The sequence below is a fragment of the Paraurantiacibacter namhicola genome, from assembly GCF_001687545.1.
In the GTDB taxonomy this organism is placed as follows: Bacteria; Pseudomonadota; Alphaproteobacteria; order Sphingomonadales; family Sphingomonadaceae; genus Paraurantiacibacter; species Paraurantiacibacter namhicola.
On sequence record NZ_CP016545.1, the window covers coordinates 2,363,439 to 2,388,290 of the forward strand.

The window sequence follows — 24,852 nt, forward strand, 5'->3', positions numbered from 1 at the left end:
TCCAGTGCTGCGCCGCATCCTCGAAGGCTTGGGGCTGTCACGCAGCCTGCCAAGGGCGGTTCCTTACACGCATCCACGCTACGGGCATTTTGCGGATGACGGGACCGGCATCCATGAGCATGTCAAAGTGGAATGGGACGGGCGCTCCGTCTTCTTCGCTCCGGATTCGCTTGGCGGCGTTGTCATCGAAGACAGCTTCGATACGATGGATGCACTGTTGCAGGATACGGAGCGCTGGAACCAGGAAACACGCGCAACCATCATCCGGGACTGCTATCCACTCTGGGCCGAAAACTGGTTTGATCCCGGCGCGCACCAGCATCTGACAGAAAATCAATTCGCCGACCGTCTGATCCTGCAGTCAATCTGCACCGGAGAGGGCGGTTCTGTGTCTTTCTATTTCGATGATGACGAGATTTTCGGAGAGCACGCTGTGGTCGCCTTCGGCACTCTCCAGGGCGGCATCGAAGAAGCAACCATGGAAGGCTGATGGCCCTCACCCTTGCCACGATCACGCCCGGCGACCCGGAGATTTTTGCCAGCATACAGGGCGAAGGCCCGAGCTGCGGTGCGGAGGTGGCGTTCATCCGTCTCTCGCGCTGCAACCTGGCCTGCGTGTGGTGCGACACGGCCTATACCTGGCACTGGGAAGGCGACGCCAAAAAGTTCAGGCGCCCGCACCGCAGCGGCGAGACATTCGCCCGCGCGGCCAACCAGGTGAAGCTGGACGAGGCCGAAGCCGCGCGGCTGGTGGCGGCAACAGGCCGCAAGCGCCTCGTCATCACCGGTGGCGAGCCTTTGCTGCAGGGCGCGGCTTTGGCCCGGATGCTGCAGCACCTGCCTGACGTCGAGGTGGAGATCGAGACCAACGGCACCACCACCGCCCCGCCCGCACTCGACGTCCGCGTCACGCAGTACAATGTCAGCCCGAAACTGGCCCACAGCGGCAATGCGCCGGAACTCGCCCTGCTGCCGGAACGCCTGCGCGCCTACGCGGTGGACCCGCGCGCCTTCTTCAAGTTCGTCGTGGCGCAGCCGGATGACGTGGCCGAAGTGCTCGCACTGTCGGACCTATACGCCCTGCCCAAAGAGCGCACATATCTGATGCCCGAAGGCACAGACAGCGCGGCGCTTAGCGCCCGCATGGACTGGATAGAGCCACTGGCGGCCGAGTACGGCCTGCAAGTCACCGACCGAGCGCATATCCACCTATTTGGCGATACGCGGGGGACGTAATTGGACGTGGGGGTATGAAAGCATGAGTTTCGCATCGAGGACATCGCCATCGCAATTGATCGGCGTTATCATCGGCCTGATCGTTTGCGGCCTGATCGTCCGCATGGTGATGGCGGGCGGGGTGGAAGAGTTCTTCAATCCCACCAAGCAGGTCGAAAACGAGATCGAGGCTGCCATGAAATCGCGCCCGGGCGATCTGGCAATCATCCAGGCAATCGAAACGCATTTCCCGGAAGAATACGAGGCGATGCTGGAAAACATGGCGGAAGCCGCGATGGGTCAGCAATCTGGCGAGGCGGTTGCCGACGCTGGCAGCAGTGAGCTGGCCCGTTTCATGGCGCGCCATCCCAACGACTTCGCTGCTGCGCCCGACGAGGCCCTGTCAGTCGTCCTGCAGCACGAGGGCACGCTGCTGGACGGGCTGCTGGCGCAGGATCCCGTACTTTGCAGCGATTACATCATGGGGCGGATGCAGGTGGACGATCCGCTGCCCGACAGCGTGCTGCAGCTGATCGGCCAGAGCGCCGCATCCAAGGTGAAGGCCATGGCTGCGGGCCGCGCGGACCAGCAATTGCGTTTCAAGACGACGCCTGCAGACCTTGCGGCGCTGGGCGAGACTATGCGGGTGCGCGGCGCGTCCGAATTGCAGGTGTCGATGTTCCTGTCCGACTCGGGGGCGGCTGAGGCGCTGGACGACATCCAGCGCTGCGAAGGCGCCATTCACTTGGTCAAGGGCATAGAGCAACAGACCGCAGGCCGGCGCGCCCTGCTGGTCGCGACCTTCCTGACTCCGGCACGCTAGGCTCATTTCCCCTGCGCGCGCCACCTCTGGACGGTGCGCAGCACGGCGTCTTCTTCGCCGCCGGACTGGTTCCACAGGTCGGTAAAGCTGGGATCCTCGGATGCCGGGCGCTTGCTCTCTTCGAGGTTGTCGAAGCTGACGCGGATGGGGATGGCCACACCCTCGCCGCAGATGATGCATTCGCGGTTGCGCAGCGCCGGGATGGAATCGAGGAAGCCGCGCGCGCCTTCGGGCATGGCGGCCTTAACGAAGGCCTGGTCGCGGTCGTTGTTGAGACGCATCGAAATGATCGTGCCGCACTGCGACAGCACGCCTTCGGCAAGGTCGGACGGACGCTGTGTGATCAGGCCCAGGCTGATGCCGTATTTCCGGCCTTCCTTGGCGATACGGCTGAGGATGCGGCCGACCGACGAGCCATCTGCATTCTTCTCGCACGGCACGTAGCGGTGGGCTTCTTCGCACACGAGCAGGATCGGCGCGGTCTTTTCCTCGCGGCCCCAGATGGCGAAATCGAATACCATGCGGCTGAGCACAGCCACCACGGTGGAAGTGATGTCCGAAGGCACGCCTGACACATCGATGATGGAGATCGGCTTGCCGTCGCTGGGCATGCGGAAGATCTTGGAGATGAACTCCGCCATCGTGTCGCCCACCAGCATGCCGGAGAACATGAACTGGTAGCGCGGATCACCCTTCAGCTCTTCCAGCTTGGTCTTCAGGCGCATGAAGGGCGCGGTGTTGGTCGCCTTGTCCAGCTTGCCCATCTCGTCCGCGATCGCGGTAGAAAGGTCGCTGAGAAGGTAGGGAATGGGCGAATCGACGGTGATCTTGCCCAGCTGCTCGGCCAGACGGTTCTTGCCCCGTGCTTTCAGCAGGCACTTGGCCAGGATGTCAGCATCGGCCTGCCGGTCGTTGCCCTGGCTGGTCAGGATCACCTCGCAGTGTTCCTCGAAATTCAGCAGCCAATACGGCATCTGCAGGTTGGATACGTCGAAGATCGTGCCGGTGTTCTTGAACGCGGCGGAATATTCGCCGTGCGGGTCGACCATCACGATGTGGCCCTTGGGCGCGGCCTGGCAGATGCGGTGCAGGATCAGCGCCGCGCTGGTGGACTTACCCGTACCGGTGGAGCCGAGCAGCGCGAAGTGCTTGCCCAGCATGGCATCGATATAGACGCCGGCGCGGATGTCGTCGGTCGGATACACCGTGCCGATCTGGATCGCGCTGCGCCCGTCACTGGCATAGATCTGCTTCAGGTCGGGCGTGGTGGCAGGATAGATCAGCGCGCCGGGTATGGGATAGCGGGTCACACCGCGGCGGAAACCGCTGATCTTGCCGGTCAGCTTCTCTTCCGTGCCCTCACCCATGAAATCGATGCTGGCCAGGATGCCTTCGCTGCGGCGGTCCTGCTTCTGGTCGCGCACGCTGGCGAGCAGCCAGCCGTCGGCAGTCTTGATCTTCACCTGGCTGCCGACCTGCCCGGCCAGTGCCACGGACGGGTCGCAATCATCGGCGCATTCGGTCAGGCGCTGCAAATCCAGCGCAATCATGGAGCCCGAGCCGGCAATTTCCAGCACGACGCCGATGGGCTGGCTGGCACATTCGGACGGCTGCGCAGCTGCCTGCGGGGCGGCCTGGGGCGGACGTTGGGGGGCGGATTGGGGCGCAGCTTGCGGATGGGCCTGTGGTTGGGCCTGCGCATTCGCGCTGCCCTGCTGGTCGGAAAACTGCTGCCGAGGAGGCATATCGGTCATGATTCTGGTCCCGCAATCCCGTTATTGGTCTGCGATACCGATAGGCTTTTGCTGGTTAAGATCGGGTCAACCCCGACCACGGGCCTCCTAGACCAGTCGGAATACCCGCCCGGCCATCCAGCCCATCATGATGGACAGCAGCACGGCAAAGGCCCCGTAGACAAAGGGCCAGTCCTGCGAGAATTCGAACACGCGCCCCTCGAAACCGGTCTTGCTGACCACGACCTCGGTCGTGGCAGAGGCGATGACGCGCCCCTGCGTGATGGCGAAGGTTTCGGCGGTGTAAGTCCCTGTCACCACGTTGGATGGGAGCGGGATGCGCGCCTGGTAAAGCACGCCTTCGCTGATCGTCACGCCGCCGGGATCGTTGCGATAAAGCCCGCTGCGCTGCCGCAGGTCCACAAGGCCAGCGGTGAAGCGCGCCTGCTCTTCCGGGTCGATCGCGCCCGATGGCGAGAGCTGCAGATGCTCCAGCCCCAGCTCGTAAATCGCGGCGGTGCGCTCATCCACGATCTCACCCACCGGCTTTGAAGAGGCGACGGCGAAATAGGAAGGCGCAGACTGGAAATCGGTGCTCTGCGCGTTGACCCAGATGCCGGCGACACGGTCCTTCTCGCGCAGCTTGATGGCCTGGGTCGGCCCTTTCAGCACCACGACGATATCGTAATTCGTGCCCGCGCGGCGGCCATCCGGCTCCAGTATCGCGCCGAACAGCAGCAGCTCCGTGCCTACGAAGCCCTGCCGCACGCGCACCTCGTGCTCGCTGATCTCGGGCACCAGGATGGGCTCTCGCTGGGCGGTCAGGCTGAAGAAGGCCAGCAGCAGGAAGGCAAGGCGCATCACAGCCCCACCACCGAATAGATCTCGCTTGGCACCACGGTCAGGCGGAAGAACAGGATGATGGCGATGGACAGCACCAGCACGGCCAGCAGCAGGCGCAGGATTTCCGGCTTCGCGACAAGGGCGATCTTGGTGCCGATCTGCGCCCCGGTGACCGATCCGAACAGCAGCAGCACCGCCAGCACGATATCGACCGCCTTGGTCGTCATGGCATGCGTCATGGTGGTTGCGATGGTGACGAACAGGATGTTGAACAGGCTGGTGCCGACAACGACATTCGCGCTCATGCCAAGGATGTAGAGCATGGCCGGGATCAGGATGAACCCGCCGCCCACCCCCATCAGCATGGTCAGGATGCCCACGATCACGCCCAGCAGCAGGGGCGCGAGCGGCGAGATGTAGAGCCCGCTGCGATAGAAGCGCCATTTGAACGGCAAATTGGCCACTGCCGGGTGATGCCTGCGCCGTGCGGCGCGGCTGCTGCCCTTCACCTTGCCCATCGCCTGCAGGCTTTCGCGCGCCATCAGGCCGCCGATGGTGCCGAGCAGCGCGACGTAAAGCACGTTGATGACCGTATCGATCTGGCCGATGGCCTGCAGCGCGCTGAATAGGCCGGCCCCCAGTATCGCCCCGAATATGCCGCCCACCACCAGCACGGTGCCCATCTGGAAATCGACCCCGCCGCGCTCCTTGTGCGCAAACACACCCGAGACGCTGGCGCCCGTCACCTGCGTCGCGGCGCTGGCCGCGGCGACGGTCGGCGGGACGCCGTAGAAGATCAGCAGCGGCGTGGTGAGGAACCCCCCGCCCACGCCGAAAATGCCGGACAGGATGCCGGTGAAGGCTCCCAGCAGGACGATATACAGCCCGTTTACCGCAAGGTTCGCGATGGGGAGGTAGACGTCCATGCTCCCGCCTAACGCATTGGCGCGCGGGATTGAAGATGCTTGGCGCGGCGCCGCGCGCTTTGCTGGCGGCCTGTGACCCCGCCGCGTCAGCCGGGCGGTTCGCTCAGAAGCCGGCGGAGATGGTCAGCGCGGGGCCGGAGGAGGGTTCCACGTCGCCCGCAACCCGCAGGCGATAATCCGCGCTTGCCCTGCCCTGCACCGGGCCGATCCGGAACTGAACGCTGGCGGTGGGCCCGACATCGAGCCGCTCCACGCCGCTTTGCGCCCCGCCCCAGGTGCCCGCACCCACGCGCAGCTTCGCACGGTCGGCCAGGTCGAACACCTTGGCCTCCAGGCGCGCCTGTCCGTCCAGGAACGGCGTCGCCTCGCGCCCGCCGACATAACCGCCGGCGGCATAGGCCTCGCCGCGCAGGCCCAGTGGCAGGTCTGCTGCAGGCAATTGCGTGACGGCGAATGCGGCGGGGCGAAGCTCCGTCCCGGCGGGTCCATCGAACAGGCGGCCCTCGGCGGCGAGAGCCACGGGCACTCCGGGAACGGGCCGGGCGGACACGCCCAACGCCGCCTCGCGTTCGCGCGCGCCGTCCAGCGCCCAGCTGCCGCGCAAATGGATGGCAGGCTGCCAGCGGCTGCCGGGGAACGGGCGATAGCGGATGACCGCCCCCGCCTGGCTGCGGCCATAGGACGCGCGGCCGGAGGTGATCGGCGTGGTCGTATCCTGCCGCCAGAACGCCCATGCATCGACGGACCAGCGCTTTCGGCTGGCCAATTGCGTCCGGGCGATCAGCGGCACATCGGCGGCGCTTGCGCTCGCAAAACCGCCCTGCCGTGCTGCGGGTTCGGGCGCGCCCAGCAGCGATCCGGGGGCGAGAAAGGCGAGCAGTTCGGGCGGCAGGGTCGATTGCGAGAACGCGGCCGCCAGCATCATCGTATGGCCTGCCGCCACGCGCGGCTGCATCGGCTCGCGCGATTGCGGCGTCATCGTTGCCGGATCATGCTTGTGCGGCTGGACAATAGGCATCGTGGGCGAAGCAGGGACGTCCATCGTCCATCGCTCTGCAGGCGCAAACGCAGTGGCGGTCGGTGCTGTGGAGACCGGCAGTGGCTTCTGTTCGCGCGGAAGCGGCGGTTCCGTTCCCGCCACCTGCGCAGCAACCTCGGCCGGCTGCGCTGCATGCGGGGCTGTCTCGATTGCCACGTCTGCCGGGCTCGACCGGCTCATATCGGCAAAGGTCATGGTCGCGGGCATCTCCGCCATGTCCTGCGGAAGTGGGATCCCCTCCCATGTCAGCGCGCGCACGCCAACCCAGCACAGGGTCAGGGTCGCGAGAACGACCAGCGGCTTCCCGCGGCGTGTCGTGTCCTGCGCGCTCATCGCGGCTTCGCCTCCATGGCGGGATGCAGCGGGTGGTGCGTCTTCTCCCACAGCGGCGGTCCGCCGCGCAGGGTGCGGGCATAGGCGAATACCGCCCTGCGACCCGCCATGATCGCGATGATATTTGCCACCGGCAGCCGCAGCACGGCGCGCAGCCCTTCAAACGCGCCATATTCGCGGGCGGTAAAGGCAAAGCGCATCAGCGCGCGCCAGCCGAACATCGCCACATTGATTGCCAGCAGCCACCACATGGCCGTGGTCGGCTCCCATCCGGGAGCATAGCCAGCACTGCGCAGGACGCTCGCCAGGCCCGCAACGGCGACCAGCAGGTATGCCAGGAAAAGGACGAGCGCGACCATGGGCCCGCGCCGGTCGCGCATGCGCATCCAGCTTTCCAGCGGGCCGCGGCCCCAGCCCATCCGGTCCCAGCCCTGCAGGGCAATGCCGTGTACCCAGCGCGCCTTCTGCCGCACGGCGTCGGGCAGCGCAGCGGGGAAATAGGCGCGCGTCGCCACCAGTTCGCCGTCGTCACCGCGCAGCCGCAGGAAGCGCCCCGTCCCGCCCAGATCGCGCACTCGCAGGCCAAGTTCGTAATCTTCCGTCAGGCTGTCCTGGTCGAAAGGTCCGGCTTCGGAGGCCTTGGCCAGCCGGGCGAGCACACTGCCGGTAAAGGCGCAGCCGACACCGGCGGCGGGTAGCGCAGCGCCAAAGGCATCGCGCACAACCATCGCCTTGGCATGCGCCTCGGCAAATTCCTCGCAATAATGGCTGCCAATCCAGCGCGAGGCCCTCTGTGGCAGGGGCTGGACCGGGATCTGGACGAAATCCGCCGTCTCCAGCGCGCGGTCGATCAGGGCCAGCACCGCCGGGTCCACCATGTCTTCGGCATCATGCAGCAGCACCTGCCGGAAGGTGATCGCATGGCGCGCCTGCTCCGCCTGCATCGCGGCGTAAAGCCGGTTCAAGCAATCCGCCTTGCTGGTGGGGCCCGCATTATCCAGCACCACAAGGCGCAGGCGCGGATCGCCCGAGGCTTTCTCAAGCGCGGCCTCCAACGTGGCGGGATCATTGGCATAGACGCCCACGAATAGGCGCAGCTCCGCCTGCGGCCATGCCTTCAGCAGATGCGCGATGGTGGTGCCGATGACCTGCGCTTCTGACCACGCCGGGATGAACACCGCCGCATGCCCCTTCAGCGCGGCTTTCTCGGCAGAGGCACGGTCCACCGAGCGGGTGCGGGCGGGTCCGCGCAGCCACAACCACGCCCAGCTGATGTCGATAGCCAGCTCGTCCAGCGCGCCGATGATAAAGAAAATCCCTGCGAACAGCAGCAATTCCCGTTCGGCAAGGGCAAGCCCCTGCATCACTGCGACCGCCAAGTCCTGCATGCGCCCCCTCGAAATTTCCCTTAAGCGAAGCTACCGAGTCTCGGGAAAAAGGCAACGCTGCTTCACTGGCGGGTTGAAACCGGCGGCGATTTCCTAAATGGAGCGGCGCATGGCCCAGACCAGTTTCTTTCGCGCCGCCGTGCGCCCGTTCCGGGCGTTGTTTGTCAGCGATGCTTTTGCCGGCATCCTGCTGATCGTTGTCGCCGCGGCGGCGATGATTGTCGCCAATTCCGCGCTCAGCCACGAATATCACGCGCTGTTCCACGGCAAGCTGCCCTGGACGCCGATCCCCAAGCTCGACACGCTGCACCTGTGGATCAACGACGGGTTGATGGCGATCTTCTTCTTCGTCGTCGGGCTGGAAGTGAAGCGCGAGCTGATTTCCGGCAACCTTGCCGACCCGGCCGCGCGGCGCCTGCCGATCCTTGCCGCAGCCGCAGGCATGGCCGTGCCCGCCGCCGTGTTCCTGGCGATCGTGTCGGGTGAGACCGAGCTGACATCCGGCTGGGCCATCCCAGCTGCCACCGATATCGCCTTTGCCATGGGCGTGGTCGGCCTGCTGGGCACGCGCGTCCCCTCGCCGCTGCGCCTGTTCCTGCTGACGGTTGCCATCGTGGACGATATCGGCGCGGTCGCCATTATCGCCCTGGCCTATACTCCCAACATCAAGCTGTTCTGGCTCGTGGCATCGCTGGCGGTGCTGGGTGTGCTGATCGGCATGAACAAGTTCAGGGTCAGCCGCACGCTGCCCTTCATTGCCGTCTCACTGGTGCTGTGGATCTGCGTCCTGTTCTCGGGCGTGCATGCCACCATCGCCGGGGTAGCCGCGGCCCTGACTATCCCGATGAAGCGGCGCGACGGACGATCGATGCTGGAGAATGTGGAGCATGCGCTGGTGGGCTGGAACGCCTATCTGGTGGTGCCCGTCTTCGGCTTCGCCAATGCCGGGGTGGACGTGCGCGAGCTGGGGCTGAAGGCGCTGCTCGATCCATTGCCGCTGGCAGTCGCCGCAGGCCTCGTCATCGGCAAGCAGGTGGGCATCTTCACCTCCGTCGTGATCGCGGACAAGGTGGGCTTCGCAAAAAAGCCGCCGGGCTGCAGCTGGATGGAAATGTGGGGCGTCACGATCCTGTGCGGTATCGGCTTCACCATGTCGCTGTTCATCAGCGGCTTGGCCTTCCCGCGCTACCCGCTGCTGGTGGAAGAAGCGAAGATCGGCATCCTGCTCGGCTCGCTCATCAGCGCGGTCATGGGCTATGTCGTGCTGCGCCTGACCACCACGCACCCGGAAGACACGCGGATCGATTCGGCGGGCTGATCCGCCGCGCGTCAGATCACCAGCTGCCGGTATTTTCCATGCTGGCCCACGGTTCGCGCGGTTCCAGATAACCGTCCTGCAGCAATTCGATGGAAATGCCGTCCGGCGCCTTCACGAATGCCATGTGCCCGTCACGCGGGGGGCGGTTGATGGTCACGCCCGCGTCCATCAAGCGCTGGCAAGTCTCGTAAATATCATCCACGCGGTAAGCCAGGTGGCCGAAATTGCGACCGCCGGCATATTCTTCCGGCGCGCTGCCGTCTTCCGGCGGCCAGTTATAAGTCAGCTCCACCTCGGCAACGTCCTCCTGGCCCGGCGCGGCCAGGAAGATCAGCGTGAAGCGCCCCTGCTCGCTGTCCTTGCGGCGGACTTCCTGCAGACCGATCAGCTCGAAGAAGCGGACGGTCGCCTCCGGATCGGCGGTGCGGATCATGGTGTGCAGGTAACGGGTCATGGCGCGCTGTGTCCTTCGCAAGCTTGTGCCCCTGCATGACTGCCAAACACGGCAGCAATGAAAAGGCCCGCCTCCCCATTCGGGACGCGGGCCTCTTCGTCAATCGGGTTCGCGGCGGATCAGAAGCTGACACCCACCGTGGCAACGACGGTGTCGTCGGTGAAGCCGTCGACGGACGTGCCTTCGACGCCGACATAGGCCACGCCGACTTCCAGCGAGCCGAGCAGCGTTGCCGAAACGCCCAGCGACCAGTCGAGGCCGCTATCGTCCAGGCCGCCGGCGAGGAAGTCCGGTGCCAGGGCACCATCGGTATAGCCGAGGTGGGCGTTGAAGGTCAGCGGCGTGGTGGGCACGCCAACGGACAGGTCGCTGTACAGGTAGAGGTTATCGTCATTGCCCAGCGCATCCTGGTCCCAGGCATAGGCCGCGCCGACGGTCAGCTCAGCCGGGCCGATGGAGGGCGAGACGGAGGCGTAGACTTCGCCGTAATCGGCCGGACCGAAATCATTGGTCGGGAAGAGATAGGCAATGGCGCCGACATTGACGGAGATGCCGGGCGAGACTTCGCCGGACCAACCGCCATAGACGTCCAGCTCCATTTCGCCGAACAGCGGGCCGCCATCGATGCTGGAGCCCCAGGTGCCGACATAGAAGCCCGAACCGGTCTCCACGTCGATGCCGCCCTGGATGGCCGGATCCCCGCCCGACAGCGAGACGCCGCGGAAGCGGTAGTCAGAAACGATGGAAGCATTGCCGGAAATGGTGACACCATCCTGCGCAGCAGCAGGAGCGGCCACGAAAACGGAACCGGCGAGAAGTGTTGCAGCGAAAGCGCTGCGGATGGACGTAAGCATGGGCAATTCCTCGATTGCTGTGGTTGAACCTTGCTACATCCCACCTGCGTTCCCGCATCGGGCTCCCTCATTTTCGGGTCGCACTTCCAGCAGGAATGAGAAGGATGATGCAGAGTCATGCTGCACTGCACAAGGAAAATTGCGCGAAACCTTCCTAGCCCTTGCCAAAGTGTTGCTTTTGCGCACCAGCCCAATGCCTCGCTGCGCTTGCATTTCGCGCCCGGCGCTCCAAGTGTTCCGGCATGTTCGAAGCATTGCGCAACAGGATGGCCGGCAAGAAGTCGAAGCCGCCCGCGGCTGCCGTCCCGGCGGGCCAGCGCATTTATGCCGTGGGCGATATCCACGGGCGGCTGGACCTGTTCGAGGCGATGATCGCGGCGATCGACGCCGACGATGCCGCGCGCAAATCCGCCAATACCACCATCGTGCTGCTGGGCGACCTGATCGACCGCGGGCCGGACAGCGCCGGCGTGGTGAAGCGCGCCCGCAAGCTGCAGAAGGCGCGCGCCGTGCGCATCCTGGCCGGCAATCACGAGGATATGTTCCTGCGTAGTTTCGACGAGCGCGACGTGCTGCGCCATTTCATCCGCCATGGCGGCAAGGAAACGCTGCTGAGCTATGGCGTGCCGAAGAAGGCCTATAACAACAGCTCGCTGGAAGAATTGCAGAAGCTGATGAACGAGCATGTGCCCGAGAAAGACCGCGTGTTCGTGGAAGGCTTCGAGGATGCGGTGCTGGTGGGCGATTACCTGTTCGTCCATGCGGGCATCCGCCCCGGCGTGGCGCTGGACGAGCAGACGCGGCAGGACATGCGCTGGATCCGCGAGCCCTTCCTGGGCCACAAGAAACCGCATGGCCCCGTGGTGGTCCACGGCCATACGATCAGCGACGAGCCGGAAGATCGCGGCAACCGCATTGGCCTCGATACCGGCGCATTCCGATCCGGCCGGCTGACGGCCATCGTGCTGGAAGGGACTTCCCGCGAATATCTCGAAGCGCGCCAGACCAAGAAGGGCAAGATCAAGGCGGGCCTGCGCGAGTTGGCGTAAAAGGAGCGTCGGGGAGCCTGTAAGCCGGGTTCTGTGTCCACGGACGGTATCCGAAACCGGACCGTATCCGCGGCGGCAACCATTCATCTGGGCGACGGATTGCTCCGCCGCTCAAGCAGCCAACCCGGGCCTCTCGGGACGAAACATCCCTGCCAGCAAGCTGGCGCGAGGCCCCTATTTGGCCTTGCTCCGGGTGGGGTTTACCATGCGGGCCCCGTTACCGGCGCCCCGGTGCGCTCTTACCGCACCCTTTCAGCCTTACCTCTCAAGAGAGGCGGTCTACTCTCTGTTGCACTTTCCCTCGCACCGGGCGGACCCGTTGCGGGCGGGCGTTACCCGCCACCCTTGTTTCGTGGAGCCCGGACTTTCCTCGCGCCCGAAGGCACGCGGCTGCCCGGCTCCCCGACGCGAGGGCTTACCTAGTCAATCCGCGGTCGCGGTCCAAGAGCAATCGATAGAGGATTGCGCGGACCTGCCCGTCCACCTGCCCGTCGATCCGCTCCGGCCGCCAGCGGCGCTGGAAGGCTTCCACCGCCTTGTGCCCGTCCGAAATGTCGTAACCGAAGCGTTCCAGCGCGAGGTAGAAGCTGGCATCGTTGTCGAACGGATCGCCCAGTTCCAGCTTCTCCGGCCGCGCCAGGCACAGGCCGTATTCCGCCAGCCGGTCCCACGGGAACAGCTCGCCCGGGTCGATCTTACGCTGCGGGGCGATATCGGAATGGCCGACCACATTCGCCCGCGCGATGTCATACTGCTTCACGATGCGGGCGAGCAGCGGGACGAGCGCATCAATCTGCGCATCGCGAAACTCGCGGTAGCCAAGCCCGTGGCCGGGATGGTCCAGCTCTATGCCTATGCTGGCGGAATTCACGTCCTTGTGGCCGCGCCAGTAGGATACGCCCGCATGCCAGGCCCGCTCCGCCTCAGGAACCAGCCGCACGACCTCGCCGGCTTCGGAAATGCAGTAATGCGCGCTGACCTGCGCTTCGGGGTCGCACATCCGGGTGATGGCCGCATCGGCGCTTTCCATCTCCGTGTAATGGATCACCACCATGGAAATGGGCAGCTTGCGCTCGTTGCGATTGGGCGAAAGCTGTTCGCGGTGGACCAGCTCGTCGCTCATATCAGCCGATCATCCCTTCGGCCTGCGGCAGGACAGCGCCCATCACCAGCGCCTCTTCCGTCAGGGCATATTGCACGCCGCCGCCCGCTTCCGTGGCGATCAGGCGGATCATGTGGGCGGGCGCAGTGCGGCCCGAAAGCTCGTCTTCCGGCAGGCTGCCATCCAGCGCCTGGCCGATGCCGCTGTCGAAGGCGATGCGCGGGCCGGAGGCACGGATGGCGATTTCCGTCGCGCCGTCATGGTCTTCCGCGCCGATGGCCAGCTGCCCGCCGCGCGGCAGGGCATCCAGCCCGATGGCGGACAGGTTCAGCAGGACCTTGGTGGCCGGCTTGGTCAGGTGCGACGGGCCGACGGACCAGTCCAGCTCTACCTTGCTATCCGCGCCGAGCAGGCCCTCGACCAGCGCCTTAGGCTCGCTGGCATCCACCGTGCTGCCAAAGCCGCCCGCCGCGCCGAAGGCCAGGCGGAAGAACTTCAGTTTGTCCGCGCTGATCTTCGCGCTCTGGTCCAGCAGCTCCATGCAGCGGGCGCGCATTTCCGGATTATGCTCATCCGCCAGCAGCTCCAGCCCGTTCGACAGCGCACCGATGGGGCTGAGCAGATCGTGGCACAGGCGCGAGCAGATCAGGGCGGCAAGGTCTGTGGAGGAAGTCATTCAGGAAAAAGCCAGTCTGTTTGAACGCGCAACAGGCGCGGATGCCGTGATGTCATAGGGTTAGCACGCCTCTTACCTTTCCTCCACCGCATACGAAAGCTCCGTGAACCCCTCCTCGCCGTCCCGCCAGAACGTCACATCGTCCTGCGCGATGATCGCCCACACCGCCCCGTCATGCGCCGCCTGCGCCTCGTCCGTGACGGAAGGGCGCGCAAGGCCATTGGGGTGCGAGTGGTAATAGCCCAGCACCTGCGGCCCGCCATCCCGCGCCGCGCGGTGCGCATCGACCAGCGCCTGCGGATCGATCTCGAAATGCGTGTGGGCAACGGGATGGACGTTCGCGGCGGGCTGGATAGCGGTGATGCGCGTGCCTTCGCCCAGCAGGATGCCGCAGCATTCACGGGGGTGGGCTGTCGAGGCCTCGGATAGCAGCGCGGACATCGCATCAGGCCGGATAGAGAGCGTCACCATACCATGCTCCATACGCATCAGCGGCCGTTGGGCAACGCCCAGCTGCGCTTCCGACAAGCTCAGGGCGAACGGGTCATAATTGTCTGCACTTGTGGCGAAGCCTCAACGACCCCACATCGCCGCAATGGGATCGGGGGACACCATAAATGCCGTCATCGCCACGGCCGGAAGGCTGGACAAGGCGCTGGCCGAGGTGACGGAGCTTTCGCGCGAGCGGGTGAAAGCTTTGATCGCCGATGGGCGCATCGCCGGGCCTTCCGGGCCGGTGAAAAGCGCCTCTGCGAAAGCGGCCCCCGGCGATACCTACACCTTAGACCTTCCCGCGCCCGAGCCGCTGGCCGCGCAGCCGCAGGATATTCCCGTGCCCATCGTGTTCGAGGACGCACACCTTGTGGTGGTGGACAAGCCTGCGGGCATGGTCGTCCACCCGGCAGCGGGCAATCCGGACGGCACGCTGGTCAACGCCCTGCTGCACCATTGCCGCGGCTCCCTGAGCGGGATTGGCGGCGTGGCGCGCCCCGGCATCGTCCACCGCATCGACAAGGACACATCCGGACTGCTTGTGGTGGCGAAAAGCGATGCCGCGCATGAGGGGCTGGCGAGGCAATTCGCCGATCACTCGCTGGAGCGCGCCTATCTCGCCGTGGTGGGCGGACACCCCAATCCGCCATCGGGCACGATTTCCGGGCGGCTTGGCCGAAGCGATGCAAATCGCAAGAAAATGGCCGTCCTGCCAGGGGATTCCACGCGCGGGAAACATGCCGTCACCCATTACCGCACGCTGCGCCGGCTTGATGGCTGCACGCTGATCGAATGCCGGCTGGAAACAGGCAGGACGCACCAGGTGCGCGTTCACTGCGCATCAATCGGCCATGCGCTATTAGGGGACCCTGTTTACGGACGCAGTCCCGCCGGAATCCGGCCGATCCTGAAGCGGATCGGCTTCGAGCGGCAGGCGCTCCACGCAGCGGTTCTGGGCTTTATCCACCCCGTGACAGGGGAAACTATGCGCTTCGAAAGCGAAACTCCGCAGGATATGCGGGAACTCATCGACGAAACCGGTCATTGAAATCGATGAAAAGCACCCGTTTCGCCCCGAATCATGCTATAACACCGGAACATGGGGGCAATGCATGCGGCCGCCCTCCGGCAGGTGCCCATCAGGGGCCTGCGAACATGCGGCTGGCACTGAGAAAGGCAAGTACACGTGAGCAAGTCAGGCAAGGCGGTTTCCATCCCCGCTCTCGGCGGGGAACAGAGCCTCAACCGCTATCTCTCCGAAATCAAGAAGTACCCCATCCTCACGGCTGAGCAGGAATACATGCTCGCCAAGAGGTATGAGGAACACGAAGATCCCGATGCCGCCGCGCAGCTGGTGACCAGCCACCTGCGCCTCGTATCGAAGATCGCCATGGGCTACCGCGGCTACGGCCTGCCGGTCAGCGACCTCATTTCCGAAGGGAATGTGGGCCTGATGCAGGGCGTCAAGAAGTTCGAGGCCGATCGCGGCTTCCGGCTGGCGACCTATGCCATGTGGTGGATCAAGGCGAGCATCCAGGAATTCATCCTGCGCAGCTGGAGCCTCGTGAAAATGGGCACCACGGCTGCGCAGAAGAAGCTGTTCTTCAACCTTCGCCGGATGAAGAAGCAGCTGGAAGCCTACGAGGATTCCGACCTGCATCCCGATGACGTGGCGAAGATCGCCACCGACCTGGGCGTGCCGGAGCAGGAAGTCATCAACATGAACCGGCGCATGATGATGGGCGGCGATGGCTCGCTCAACGTCCAGATGCGCAACGGCGAAGAAGGCTCCGGCGAATGGCAGGACTGGCTGACCGACGATCGCCCGCTGCAGGACGAGACCGTCGCCGATGCGCAGGAAGCGCGCTTCCGGCATGACATGCTGGTGGAAGCGATGGAATCGCTCAATGACCGCGAGAAGCACATCCTGACCGAGCGCCGCCTGACGGAAAATCCGCAGACGCTGGAAGAACTGAGCCAGGTCTACGACGTCAGCCGCGAACGCATCCGCCAGATCGAGGTCCGCGCTTTCGAAAAGGTCCAGAAGGCCATGCACCGCATCGCGACCGAGCGCATGCTGCCCAGCCCCGAGCTGGAACCGGCATAAGCCATCCGCGGTAACGCAAATCACAATCCTCCCCGGGCACAGCGCTCGGGGAGGATTTTCTTTGCCCGCCGCGCCCGCTAAGCCTCCTCGCCCATGGCCCTGAAACTCGCCCGCTTCCTGCTGAAATTCGCGCTCGGTTTCGTGCTGCTGAGCTTGGCGCTGGTCATCGTGCTGCGCTTCCTGCCGGTCACCTACACCGCCACGATGCTGCTGGACGAAAACAGCGTGACGCGCGACTGGGAGCCGTTGTCGGACATAGACCGCAACATGGTGCGCGCCGTCATTGCGGCGGAGGACGGGAAGTTCTGCAGCCACGACGGCTTCGACCGCGAGGCAATCGAGAAGGCCATCGAGAGGAACGCGCAAGGCGGGCGCATCCGCGGCGGCTCCACCATCAGCCAGCAAACGGCCAAGAATGTCTTTCTGTGGCAGGGTGGCGGCTATTTTCGCAAGGGGATGGAGGCCTGGTTCACCCTGCTGATCGAGAATTTGTGGGGCAAGCGGCGGATCATGGAAGTTTACCTGAACGTCGCGGAGACGGGGATCGGGACTTACGGCGTGGAAGCGGGGGCGGAGCGGTATTTCGGCCATTCCGCCGCCCGCCTGACACCGGACGAGGCGGCGCGCATGGCCGCCGCCCTGCCCCTGCCCAAGAAACGCAGCGTGAAGAACCCGTCCGGCTTCGTGCGCCGCTACGGCAATACGATCCGCGCCCGGATCGGCGTGGTTTCGCGTGACGGGCTGGATGCCTGCGTTTACGAGTGAGCCGCATGGGTGCGGGGCATCATCATTCGCATGCCGGGCATGCACACGGGCACTCCCACGGCCATGCTCATCATCATCATGGGGGCCATTCCCACGCGCCCAAGGATTTCAACCGCGCCTTTGCCATCGGCGTGGTGCTCAACTCGATCTTCGTGCTGGTCGAGGCAGGCTTCGGCCTGTGGTCCGGCTCCATGGCGCTGGTCGCCGATGCCGGGCACAATCTCTCGGACGTCCTCAGCCTGCTGATCGCCTGGGGCGCAAATTACATGGGCCAGAAACCGCCGAACGAACGGTTCACCTATGGCTACAAGTCCAGCTCCATCCTGGCGGCGCTGGCCAATGCCGCGCTGCTGCTGCTGGCATTGGGCATGATCCTGGTGGAAACGGTGGACCGCCTGTTCGACCCCGCGCCGGTGGAAGGCTGGACCATGGTCTGGGTCGCCAGCATCGGCATCGTGATCAACACCGCCACGGCGCTGCTGTTCATGCGCGGCAGCAAGGACGATCTGAACATCCGCGGCGCTTTCCTGCACATGGCGGCAGACGCGCTGGTCTCGCTGGGCGTAGTTGTGGCGGGCGTGGTAATCCTGCTCACCGGCGCGCTGTGGGTCGATCCGGTGACCAGCCTGATCATCGTGGCCGTCATCGGCGCTGGCACATGGGGCCTGCTGAAGGACAGCGTGAAAATGGGCCTGCTGGCCGTGCCCGATGGCATCGAGGAAAAAGCCGTGCGCGCTTACCTGGCGGGCCTGCCTGGCGTGGAGGCGGTGCATGACCTGCACATCTGGCCCATGAGCACCACCGAGACCGCGCTGACCGCCCACCTCGTCATTCCGGCTGGCCACCCGGGCGACGCCTTCCTGCGCGACGCGGCGCACCGCCTCGAACACGATTTCCGCATCCAGCACGCCACGCTGCAGGTGGAAACCAGCCGCGAAAACTGCGAAGCTGGCTGCTGACGTGACAGACACCGCCGCCAACACCTCGCGCGCACAGCTATCTGCCCTGATCCAGAGATTGGGCGGCGGGGACAAATCTGCGCTCGAGCCGATTTACCGCGCCACTTCGCGGAAGCTTTTCGGCATCTGCCTGCGTATCTTGGATGACAGGAAAGAAGCCGAGGACGCCTTGCAGGACGTTTACATCAAGCTGCTGGCCCGTGCGGATCGCTTCGATGCCGGGCGCGCCAGCCCGATCAGCTGGCTGGCCGTGATGGCCCGCAATGCCGCTGTGGACCGCCTGCGCGTGGGCAAGGTGCGCGGCGGCGCGGTGAGCGAGGGCGCCGCCCTGCCCCTGCCCGACAGCGCCCCGCTGGCCGATGCGGCGATGGAGGGGCGCGAGAGCCGCGCCCGCATCCTGCACTGCATCACCACGCTGGACGAAGGCTCCGCGCGCGCCATCCGCCGGTCCTTCTTCGGCGGCGAAACATACAAGGCCCTGGCCGAGCGCGACGATGTGCCGCTGGGCACGATCAAGAGCCGCATCCGCCGCGCACTCGCCCGCCTGAAATCTTGCCTGGAGGCCGCCGAATGACCGAGCAGGAACAGCTTGCCGCCGAATATGTCCTCGGCCTGCTGGATGGCGAGGCGCTGCTGGAGGCGCGGGCCCGGCTGGTACGCGAGCCCGCATTCGCGGATTCCGTTGCCTGGTGGGAAGACCGCCTTGCACCGATGCTGGAGGAGCTGGGCGATGCCGAGCCGCCCGCCGACATGCTGCAGCGCGTGCTGGCAGCTGCCGATGCGCAACAGGGCGGGCAGGTCATCGCTCTCTCGCGGCAGGTGCGGCGCTGGCGCATCGTATCTGCCCTGGCGGCGACAGCGGCCGTGGTGTTGGCGGTATTTGCCTTTACCCTGCCCTCGGCGCCCATCGGCACCTCGCCAGCCACCACGACGCCCGCAGATAGCGCCCCGCTGGTTGCGTCCGTACCGATTGGCGACACGCCGCTGCGGCTGGGCGTTACGTATCTGCCGGACCGACAGGAGATGCTGGTATCGGCCAGCGGGCTGACCGCCGATGGCGTGCATGACCACGAATTGTGGCTGGTGATGCCGGACGCCCCGGCCCGCTCGCTCGGCGTCGTCGCTCCGGGCGAGGAACGCCGCGTGCCGGTCGACACGCAGCTGGCATCCGCCATCGCGGATGGATCGCAGCTGGTGCTGACGCGCGAGCCGCTGGGCGGCGCGCCCGCTGGCGGAGAGGCCGGCCCGGTGGTGGCTCAGGCTACGCTGAAAAAAATCTGACGCGACATGCATCCGCCAGCCGGCGGGCTGCGTAACTCCATGTGCAAGGACGGACGGGCTTGCACAAATGAGGAGTTTTAAAATGCCGAAATCCATCTCTTTCAAGGCCGCCGCAGGTGCAATCGCCATGGCGCTGGGCGGGACCGCAATGGTCGCCGCTGTCCCTGTGACCGCCGGCCATCACAAGCCGATGAAGAAGAACCAGCCCAATATCGTGCAGGCCGCATCCAGCACGGGTGTGCACGACACGCTGGTGACCGCCGTGAAGCGCGCGGGCCTCGCAGGCACGCTGTCCGGCCAGGGCCCCTTCACCGTATTCGCGCCGACGGACACCGCGTTTGCGAAGCTGCCCGATGGCACGATCCCCACGCTGCTGGCCCCGGAAAACCGCGAAACGCTGCAGTCGGTGCTGACGTACCACGTCGTCGCGGGTGAAGTGATGGCCGCAGACCTGGTCTCGCTGATCCGCAAGCACGGCGGCAGCGCCACCATCGAGACGCTTTCGGGCGCCACGCTGACGGCCCGCCTTTCCGGCGACACGATCATCATCACCGATGGCGTAGGCCGCGCCACGGCGGTGACCACTGCCGATGTCGATGTGTCGAACGGCGTGATCCACGTCACCGACGGTGTCTTCCTGCCGGGCTGATCTCGCCGGCAGGCACGGGGCGCACGGTTTCCCCTCACACACGAGCGCCCCCGCGCCCCGTCCGATGCCCAGCTGGGGTCGGGCGGGGCGCTTCGTTTCAGGGGATACGCTTTTCGGCCTCGACCAGCGCCTTCTCCATGCGGGCATTGCCCGGGTCGAGCAGCAGCGCGCGGCGGTACGTCTCCGCTGCCTCGGCCCAGCGGTCCGCGCTGCCATAGGCTTCCGCCAGGCTATCCAGCGCGTTGGCCGATTGCGGATAGAGCCGCACGTTGAGCGCAAAGGTCGCGGTCGCAGCCTCGCTCTCGCCCGATGTCAGATAGGCATAGCCGAGCCGGTTCAGTTCGGCCTCCGCGGGCATGGGCGTTTCGCCTGTCGCCACCTCCTCCTCATACGCCGCAATGCCGCCATCGACGCCGCGTGCCCGGATCGCTGCCGTGACCAACAGGGCCGGCGGCGTGGCAGGCGGATCCACCTGCGCGCCATAGGCGATGCGCAACAGGTCTTCGCCCAGCCGCACGGTCTCGCCATAGGTCCATCCGCCCGGCCCGCTGATGCCGTCCGCCGCGAACACGATCAGGCCGCTATCCGGGAAATACTGCAGATTTGCCGTGAAAGGCGGCCCCCAACCGTCATGCCCGATGGCCCGCACCTGCCTGCCATCCACCTCCACGAAGCTGGTATAGAGGCCGTATCCGATGAAGCTGGTCTCGCTATAGGCTTTCGCACGCGGGGTGGTCATCTTCTCCAGCGTATTGGCTTGCGCGAAGAACCGACCGGAAAACAGCGCTCCGAACCAGCGGACCATGTCCCCGGGCGTGGAATAGATGCTGCCGGGGGCACCGACGCCGATGAACTGCGCCTGCAGCGGGGCTTCGTATCCCTGCAGTGTCATGGTGTAGCCATCGGCCAGTCCCTTCACGACGGAGCGATGGTCCAACACGCCGCTGTCATCCATGCCCAGTGGTCCAAAGACGTGGGCCTGCATCGCCGCTGCGAAGTCCTGCCCGGTGACCTGCTCGATCACGCGTTGCAACAGGACGTAATTGGAATTGCTGTAAGCGTGGTTCTCGCCCGGCACGAACTCCAGCGGACGATCGGCAAAGGTCGTGATCATCTCCTGCGCGGTGACGGGGGCGGCCACCATGCCCGTCATCAGGGCGCGCGACTGAACTGCGCGGTAAGGCGCCGTGTACTGGTAATTCGGGATGCCGGAGCGATGGCTGAGCAGCTGGTCAAGCGTGACAGCGGCGAAGGGCGCCTCGGCATATTCGGGAAGCAGTTCGCCCACCGTCTGTTCCACCGATAGCAGGCCCAGCTCCTCCAGCCGCAGCACGAGCGCGGCGGTGAAAGGCTTGGAAACAGACGCAAGCCGCACCTTCGTATCCGCATGGTAGGCAGCGCCGAAGGGGATATTCGCCTGCCCGTATGCGCCGGTAAAAAGCACGCGCTGCGCATCGGCCACGATGACGACACCGTCCAGCATGCCGGCATCGTGATAGGCCTGCGCCGCCTGCCCGGCCGCCTGGGCATAATCCTGCGGCAGCTGGAAAGCTGCAGCGTCACTTGCGGCGGCTGGGGCGGCAGGAAGCGCGGCGAATGCGAACGCGGCAGCGACTAACGGGGCGGCGAGCTTGGGGACAAGGCGCATCATGCCGGCTCCCCCTGCCGGGCGCCAAGCTCCGCCATGCGGGCAGGCATGTCGCGCATCTCGAAGCGGGCGATGGCCCGGTCCAGCGCATCGACCAGGTCGACACCGATCTCCTCGAACAGCTCTGCATTCATGCGTCCGGCGCGCGCCATGATCTCGTCCAGCTTGCACCACGCCCGCTGGCCCTCCGGCGTCAGGCAATAGATGCGCTTGCGTCCGTCATTGGGATCGAGCGCGGCCGAAACGAGCTTTCGATCCTCCAGCCGGCCCAGCCGCTGTGACACCAGTTGGTGCGACTGGCCCAGCATCCGGGCAAGCTCTGACAGCGTCAGCTGCCGATCCGGCCCCAGGGCCTGAAGTGTCGAGGACCCGCGAACAGGAATTTCCAGCCCCTCCGCATCATAGACGCGCTGCATCTGGACATGGGCGAGGTCCATCAGGTCCTGCAACCTCTTCCCCAGATATGCGGCATGGAAGCCACTGGTATCACTCATAATTTGCCCACCTTGCGAATCTTTGCAACAATTTGCGCAAGTATTTGCAGAGTTTGGCATGAGTGTCCACTCCGGCGACTGCGACACGGCAGGCCATGGCCCGGGCTGTTCCTTAGCTCGGTGCGAAAGGTTCCATCGCCCGCTCTATGCGCTCGACCAGTTCGGGCTGCATGAAGCGATAGCGATCGGGAATGGCGAGGCACACGATCCACGTGTCGCCCAGCGCTTCGGGGAAGCGCCCGCGGATGGCGGCGGCCTGCCGTTTTTCCATCACGAAGATGCGGTCCGCCCACGCCACCAGCTCTGCATCGATGGGCGTGTCCGCGTCCGATGCGATACCGGCCGAGAGGACGTCCATGTCCTCCCGGCCGGCAAATATCTGTTCAGCAGTGGGGCTCCGCCAGCGGTTCTTGCCGCAGACGAAGAGGTAGCGCCGCCGCGTCAGGCCGCCGCGTCCTTCTTCTTGGACTTGCTTTCCATCACGCGCACCGGCTCCTTGCGGCCTTCCACCACATCCTTGTCGATCACGACTTCGGTGACGCCTTCCATGCTGGGCAGGTCGAACATCGTGTCCAGCAGGATGGCTTCCACGATGCTGCGCAGGCCGCGAGCACCGGTCTTGCGCTCGATACCCTTCTGCGCGATCGCGACCAGCGCGTCGTCGGTGAAGGTCAGCTCCACGTCTTCCAGCTCGAACAGCTTCTGGTACTGCTTCACCAGTGCGTTCTTCGGCTCGCGCAGGATCTGCACCAGCGCATCCTCGTCCAGGTCACGCAGGGTGGCGATCACCGGCAGGCGGCCGACGAATTCGGGGATCAGGCCGAACTTCAACAGGTCTTCCGGCTCTGTCTTCTCCAGCAGTTCACCCACGCGGCGCTTGTCCGGATCGGCGACATGCGCGCCAAAGCCGATGCTGCGCTTCTGCAGGCGGTCCCCGATGACCTTTTCCAGGCCGGCGAAGGCGCCGCCGCAGATGAACAGGATGTTCGTGGTGTCCACCTGCAGGAATTCCTGCTGCGGATGCTTGCGCCCGCCCTGCGGCGGGACGGAGGCGGTTGTGCCTTCCATCAGCTTCAGCAGCGCCTGCTGCACGCCCTCGCCCGAAACGTCACGGGTGATGGAGGGGTTTTCCGCCTTGCGCGTGATCTTGTCGATCTCGTCGATATAGACGATGCCGTGCTGCGCCTTGTCGACATTATAGTCGCTGGCCTGCAGCAGCTTCAGGATGATGTTCTCCACATCCTCGCCCACATAGCCGGCTTCGGTCAGCGTGGTGGCATCCGCCATGGTGAAGGGCACATCGAAGGTGCGCGCCAGCGTCTGGGCCAGCAGCGTCTTGCCGCAGCCGGTGGGGCCAACCAGCAGGATGTTGGACTTGGCGAGTTCCACATCGCCCGTCTTCCCGCCGTGCTTCAGCCGCTTGTAGTGGTTGTGCACCGCCACGGAAAGCACGCGCTTGGCGCGTTCCTGCCCGATGACGTAATCGTTCAGGACGCTGCAGATTTCCTGCGGCGTCGGCACGTCGCCGTCCTTCTTGCCGGCAATCCCACCCTTGGTTTCTTCGCGGATGATGTCGTTGCACAGTTCCACGCATTCATCGCAGATGAACACGGTGGGCCCGGCAATCAGCTTGCGGACTTCATGCTGGCTCTTGCCGCAGAAGCTGCAATACAGGGTGCTCTTGCTGTCGGATCCGCTCAATTTGGTCATTCTTTCGTCCTGTCCCGCGGCGCAGAAGCACGCCTGCCGGAGTCGCCCGGATGGACAACCTGCCCATCACAGCGCGCAATTTCAATCGTCACTAGGTTAATACCGACGCCTTGACCTGCCCTGAAGAGGCAAGGTTGCCAAAATGCTACAGTTACGCAGCGGGGCGTTAAGCTATCGGGGTGCCGCGCCCTCAGCTGGGCGCGCCGCCGCTGCCGCTATCGTCCGGCTGCTCGTTTTCCGGGCGCGTTTCGAAAACCTTGTCCACCAGGCCGAATTTCATCGCCTCTTCCGCTTCCAGGAAGGTGTCGCGGTCCATGGCCTTCTCGATATCGGTCAGGCTCTGGCCGGTATACTTCACGTAGAGATCGTTCATCCGGCTGCGGATACGCAGGATTTCCTTGGCCTGGATCTCGATGTCGGAGGCCATGCCGCGCGCGCCGCCGCTGGGCTGGTGGACCATGATGCGCGCATTGGGCAGCGCGATACGCATGCCCGGCTCGCCTGCGGCCAGCAGGAAGCTGCCCATCGAAGCCGCCTGCCCCACGACCACGGTGGAGACGCGCGGCTTGATGTACTGCATCGTGTCATGGATCGCCATGCCCGCCGTCACCACGCCGCCGGGCGAATTGATGTACATGCTGATCGGCTTGGAGGGGTTTTCGCTTTCCAGGAACAGCAGCTGGGCCACGATCAGGCTGGCCATATTGTCTTCCACCTGCCCGGTGACGAACACGATGCGTTCGCGCAGCAGGCGGCTGAAGATGTCGAAGCTGCGTTCGCCGCGGCTGGTGCTTTCGACGACGACGGGGACCAATGCGCCGGTTTCGGGATCTGTGGTGAACTTGCCCTGGGCGTTATTGGTACCGAACAGGTCGATCATGGGAATTCCTTGCTTGTTTTACCGCGGGTGCGCTTTCGCTTGGCCGCCTATGTCGGGCCTGCATTCGAATTGTGCAAGGGGGCCGATAACGGGTGGTTAAGCGCGCCGTTCGTC

General features: G+C 65.1%; 27 protein-coding genes and 1 other RNA gene. 12 read left to right on the forward strand and 16 right to left on the reverse strand.

Features of this window, described 5'->3' with window-relative positions; genetic code table 11:
* Positions 1 to 4 precede the first annotated feature (4 nt).
* Genes A6F65_RS11560 through A6F65_RS11570 form a run of 3 tightly spaced genes read left to right on the forward strand, consistent with a single transcriptional unit; the run spans position 5 to position 2,038 of the window.
* On the forward strand, positions 5 to 490 hold the full coding sequence (locus A6F65_RS11560; protein ID WP_067788998.1) for a DUF2262 domain-containing protein: 486 nt from the start codon (positions 5 to 7) through the stop codon (positions 488 to 490).
* Positions 490 to 1,236: a 7-carboxy-7-deazaguanine synthase QueE gene (locus A6F65_RS11565; RefSeq protein ID WP_067789003.1), complete on the forward strand. Its 747-nt coding sequence runs from the start codon at positions 490 to 492 to the stop codon at positions 1,234 to 1,236. The genes A6F65_RS11560 and A6F65_RS11565 overlap by 1 nt, the downstream gene beginning before the upstream one ends.
* 22 nt (positions 1,237 to 1,258) lie before the next feature.
* Positions 1,259 to 2,038, forward strand: a complete 780-nt coding sequence (locus A6F65_RS11570) for a hypothetical protein (protein WP_157093132.1) — start codon at positions 1,259 to 1,261, stop codon at positions 2,036 to 2,038.
* Between the two features lie 2 nt (positions 2,039 to 2,040).
* Here the strand turns inward: A6F65_RS11570 and A6F65_RS11575 are convergent, their stop codons facing one another.
* The 5 genes from A6F65_RS11575 to A6F65_RS11595 form a co-directional block, all read right to left on the reverse strand.
* Positions 2,041 to 3,792 (reverse strand): ATP-binding protein, encoded by a 1,752-nt coding sequence (locus A6F65_RS11575; protein WP_237164821.1) that lies wholly within the window; start codon positions 3,790 to 3,792, stop codon positions 2,041 to 2,043.
* Positions 3,793 to 3,879: 87 nt separating this feature from the next.
* A complete protein-coding gene (locus tag A6F65_RS11580) occupies positions 3,880 to 4,632 on the reverse strand; it encodes a TIGR02186 family protein (RefSeq protein WP_067789009.1) in 753 nt (250 codons plus the stop codon).
* Positions 4,632 to 5,540 (reverse strand): sulfite exporter TauE/SafE family protein, encoded by a 909-nt coding sequence (locus tag A6F65_RS11585; RefSeq protein WP_067789012.1) that lies wholly within the window; start codon positions 5,538 to 5,540, stop codon positions 4,632 to 4,634. The genes A6F65_RS11580 and A6F65_RS11585 overlap by 1 nt, the downstream gene beginning before the upstream one ends.
* 103 nt (positions 5,541 to 5,643) lie before the next feature.
* Positions 5,644 to 6,912, reverse strand: coding sequence for a hypothetical protein (locus A6F65_RS11590; protein WP_067789016.1), 1,269 nt, complete (start codon positions 6,910 to 6,912; stop codon positions 5,644 to 5,646).
* Complete coding sequence (locus A6F65_RS11595; protein ID WP_067789019.1) at positions 6,909 to 8,300, reverse strand: glycosyl transferase family protein; 1,392 nt, start codon at positions 8,298 to 8,300, stop codon at positions 6,909 to 6,911. The genes A6F65_RS11590 and A6F65_RS11595 overlap by 4 nt, the downstream gene beginning before the upstream one ends.
* 109 nt (positions 8,301 to 8,409) lie before the next feature.
* On the opposite strand from A6F65_RS11595, the gene nhaA reads away from it, so the two are divergent.
* Positions 8,410 to 9,618 carry a Na+/H+ antiporter NhaA gene (nhaA, locus tag A6F65_RS11600; protein ID WP_067790610.1) on the forward strand — a complete coding sequence of 403 codons (1,209 nt, stop codon included), beginning with the start codon at positions 8,410 to 8,412 and terminating at the stop codon, positions 9,616 to 9,618.
* A 16-nt stretch (positions 9,619 to 9,634) separates the two neighbouring features.
* Here nhaA and A6F65_RS11605 read toward each other — a convergent pair whose 3' ends face one another.
* Both A6F65_RS11605 and A6F65_RS11610 read right to left on the reverse strand, forming a co-directional pair.
* Positions 9,635 to 10,072 (reverse strand): VOC family protein, encoded by a 438-nt coding sequence (locus A6F65_RS11605; protein ID WP_067789022.1) that lies wholly within the window; start codon positions 10,070 to 10,072, stop codon positions 9,635 to 9,637.
* Between the two features lie 119 nt (positions 10,073 to 10,191).
* Positions 10,192 to 10,926: a TorF family putative porin gene (locus A6F65_RS11610; RefSeq protein WP_067789025.1), complete on the reverse strand. Its 735-nt coding sequence runs from the start codon at positions 10,924 to 10,926 to the stop codon at positions 10,192 to 10,194.
* 242 nt (positions 10,927 to 11,168) lie between these two features.
* On the opposite strand from A6F65_RS11610, the gene A6F65_RS11615 reads away from it, so the two are divergent.
* On the forward strand, positions 11,169 to 11,975 hold the full coding sequence (locus A6F65_RS11615; RefSeq protein ID WP_067789028.1) for a metallophosphoesterase family protein: 807 nt from the start codon (positions 11,169 to 11,171) through the stop codon (positions 11,973 to 11,975).
* A 4-nt stretch (positions 11,976 to 11,979) separates the two neighbouring features.
* On the opposite strand, the gene rnpB is transcribed toward A6F65_RS11615, so the two are convergent.
* The 4 genes from rnpB to A6F65_RS11635 all read right to left on the reverse strand — a co-directional run bounded on the left by rnpB (position 11,980) and on the right by A6F65_RS11635 (position 14,224).
* An RNA gene (gene rnpB / locus A6F65_RS11620) (RNase P RNA component class A) lies at positions 11,980 to 12,381 on the reverse strand.
* Positions 12,382 to 12,390: 9 nt separating this feature from the next.
* A complete protein-coding gene (locus A6F65_RS11625) occupies positions 12,391 to 13,098 on the reverse strand; it encodes an N-acetylmuramoyl-L-alanine amidase (protein ID WP_067789032.1) in 708 nt (235 codons plus the stop codon).
* Position 13,099: 1 nt separating this feature from the next.
* Positions 13,100 to 13,753 carry a histidine phosphotransferase family protein gene (locus A6F65_RS11630; protein ID WP_067789035.1) on the reverse strand — a complete coding sequence of 218 codons (654 nt, stop codon included), beginning with the start codon at positions 13,751 to 13,753 and terminating at the stop codon, positions 13,100 to 13,102.
* 72 nt (positions 13,754 to 13,825) lie between these two features.
* Positions 13,826 to 14,224 (reverse strand): M67 family metallopeptidase, encoded by a 399-nt coding sequence (locus tag A6F65_RS11635; protein ID WP_067790613.1) that lies wholly within the window; start codon positions 14,222 to 14,224, stop codon positions 13,826 to 13,828.
* A gap of 124 nt (positions 14,225 to 14,348) precedes the next feature.
* Between A6F65_RS11635 and A6F65_RS11640 the strand changes: the two genes are divergently transcribed.
* The 7 genes from A6F65_RS11640 (at position 14,349) to A6F65_RS11670 (ending at position 20,006) form a co-directional block, all read left to right on the forward strand.
* A complete protein-coding gene (locus A6F65_RS11640; protein WP_067789039.1) occupies positions 14,349 to 15,293 on the forward strand; it encodes an RluA family pseudouridine synthase in 945 nt (314 codons plus the stop codon).
* 138 nt (positions 15,294 to 15,431) lie between these two features.
* Positions 15,432 to 16,352 carry an RNA polymerase sigma factor RpoH gene (gene rpoH / locus A6F65_RS11645; RefSeq protein WP_067789042.1) on the forward strand — a complete coding sequence of 307 codons (921 nt, stop codon included), beginning with the start codon at positions 15,432 to 15,434 and terminating at the stop codon, positions 16,350 to 16,352.
* A gap of 93 nt (positions 16,353 to 16,445) precedes the next feature.
* Positions 16,446 to 17,117 (forward strand): monofunctional biosynthetic peptidoglycan transglycosylase, encoded by a 672-nt coding sequence (gene mtgA, locus A6F65_RS11650; protein ID WP_067789047.1) that lies wholly within the window; start codon positions 16,446 to 16,448, stop codon positions 17,115 to 17,117.
* 5 nt (positions 17,118 to 17,122) lie between these two features.
* Positions 17,123 to 18,076, forward strand: a complete 954-nt coding sequence (locus tag A6F65_RS11655; RefSeq protein WP_067790614.1) for a cation diffusion facilitator family transporter — start codon at positions 17,123 to 17,125, stop codon at positions 18,074 to 18,076.
* 1 nt (position 18,077) lies between these two features.
* The gene (locus A6F65_RS11660; protein ID WP_067789050.1) at positions 18,078 to 18,650 is read left to right on the forward strand and encodes a sigma-70 family RNA polymerase sigma factor; all 573 of its coding nucleotides are present in this window, start codon (positions 18,078 to 18,080) and stop codon (positions 18,648 to 18,650) included.
* Entirely contained in the window at positions 18,647 to 19,357 is a 711-nt protein-coding gene (locus A6F65_RS11665) for an anti-sigma factor (RefSeq protein WP_067789055.1), read from the forward strand. The genes A6F65_RS11660 and A6F65_RS11665 overlap by 4 nt, the downstream gene beginning before the upstream one ends.
* Positions 19,358 to 19,439: 82 nt before the next feature.
* Positions 19,440 to 20,006, forward strand: a complete 567-nt coding sequence (locus A6F65_RS11670) for a fasciclin domain-containing protein (protein ID WP_067789058.1) — start codon at positions 19,440 to 19,442, stop codon at positions 20,004 to 20,006.
* 97 nt (positions 20,007 to 20,103) lie between these two features.
* Here the strand turns inward: A6F65_RS11670 and A6F65_RS11675 are convergent, their stop codons facing one another.
* The 5 genes from A6F65_RS11675 to A6F65_RS11695 form a co-directional block, all read right to left on the reverse strand.
* The gene (locus A6F65_RS11675; protein WP_067789062.1) at positions 20,104 to 21,657 is read right to left on the reverse strand and encodes a serine hydrolase domain-containing protein; all 1,554 of its coding nucleotides are present in this window, start codon (positions 21,655 to 21,657) and stop codon (positions 20,104 to 20,106) included.
* Positions 21,654 to 22,148: a MarR family winged helix-turn-helix transcriptional regulator gene (locus A6F65_RS11680; RefSeq protein ID WP_067789065.1), complete on the reverse strand. Its 495-nt coding sequence runs from the start codon at positions 22,146 to 22,148 to the stop codon at positions 21,654 to 21,656. The genes A6F65_RS11675 and A6F65_RS11680 overlap by 4 nt, the downstream gene beginning before the upstream one ends.
* A 112-nt stretch (positions 22,149 to 22,260) precedes the next feature.
* Positions 22,261 to 22,506 (reverse strand): phosphotyrosine protein phosphatase, encoded by a 246-nt coding sequence (locus A6F65_RS11685; protein WP_237164823.1) that lies wholly within the window; start codon positions 22,504 to 22,506, stop codon positions 22,261 to 22,263.
* Between the two features lie 83 nt (positions 22,507 to 22,589).
* A complete protein-coding gene (gene clpX, locus A6F65_RS11690; RefSeq protein ID WP_067789072.1) occupies positions 22,590 to 23,858 on the reverse strand; it encodes an ATP-dependent Clp protease ATP-binding subunit ClpX in 1,269 nt (422 codons plus the stop codon).
* A gap of 190 nt (positions 23,859 to 24,048) precedes the next feature.
* Positions 24,049 to 24,738: an ATP-dependent Clp protease proteolytic subunit gene (locus A6F65_RS11695; RefSeq protein ID WP_067789076.1), complete on the reverse strand. Its 690-nt coding sequence runs from the start codon at positions 24,736 to 24,738 to the stop codon at positions 24,049 to 24,051.
* Positions 24,739 to 24,852: the final 114 nt, after the last annotated feature.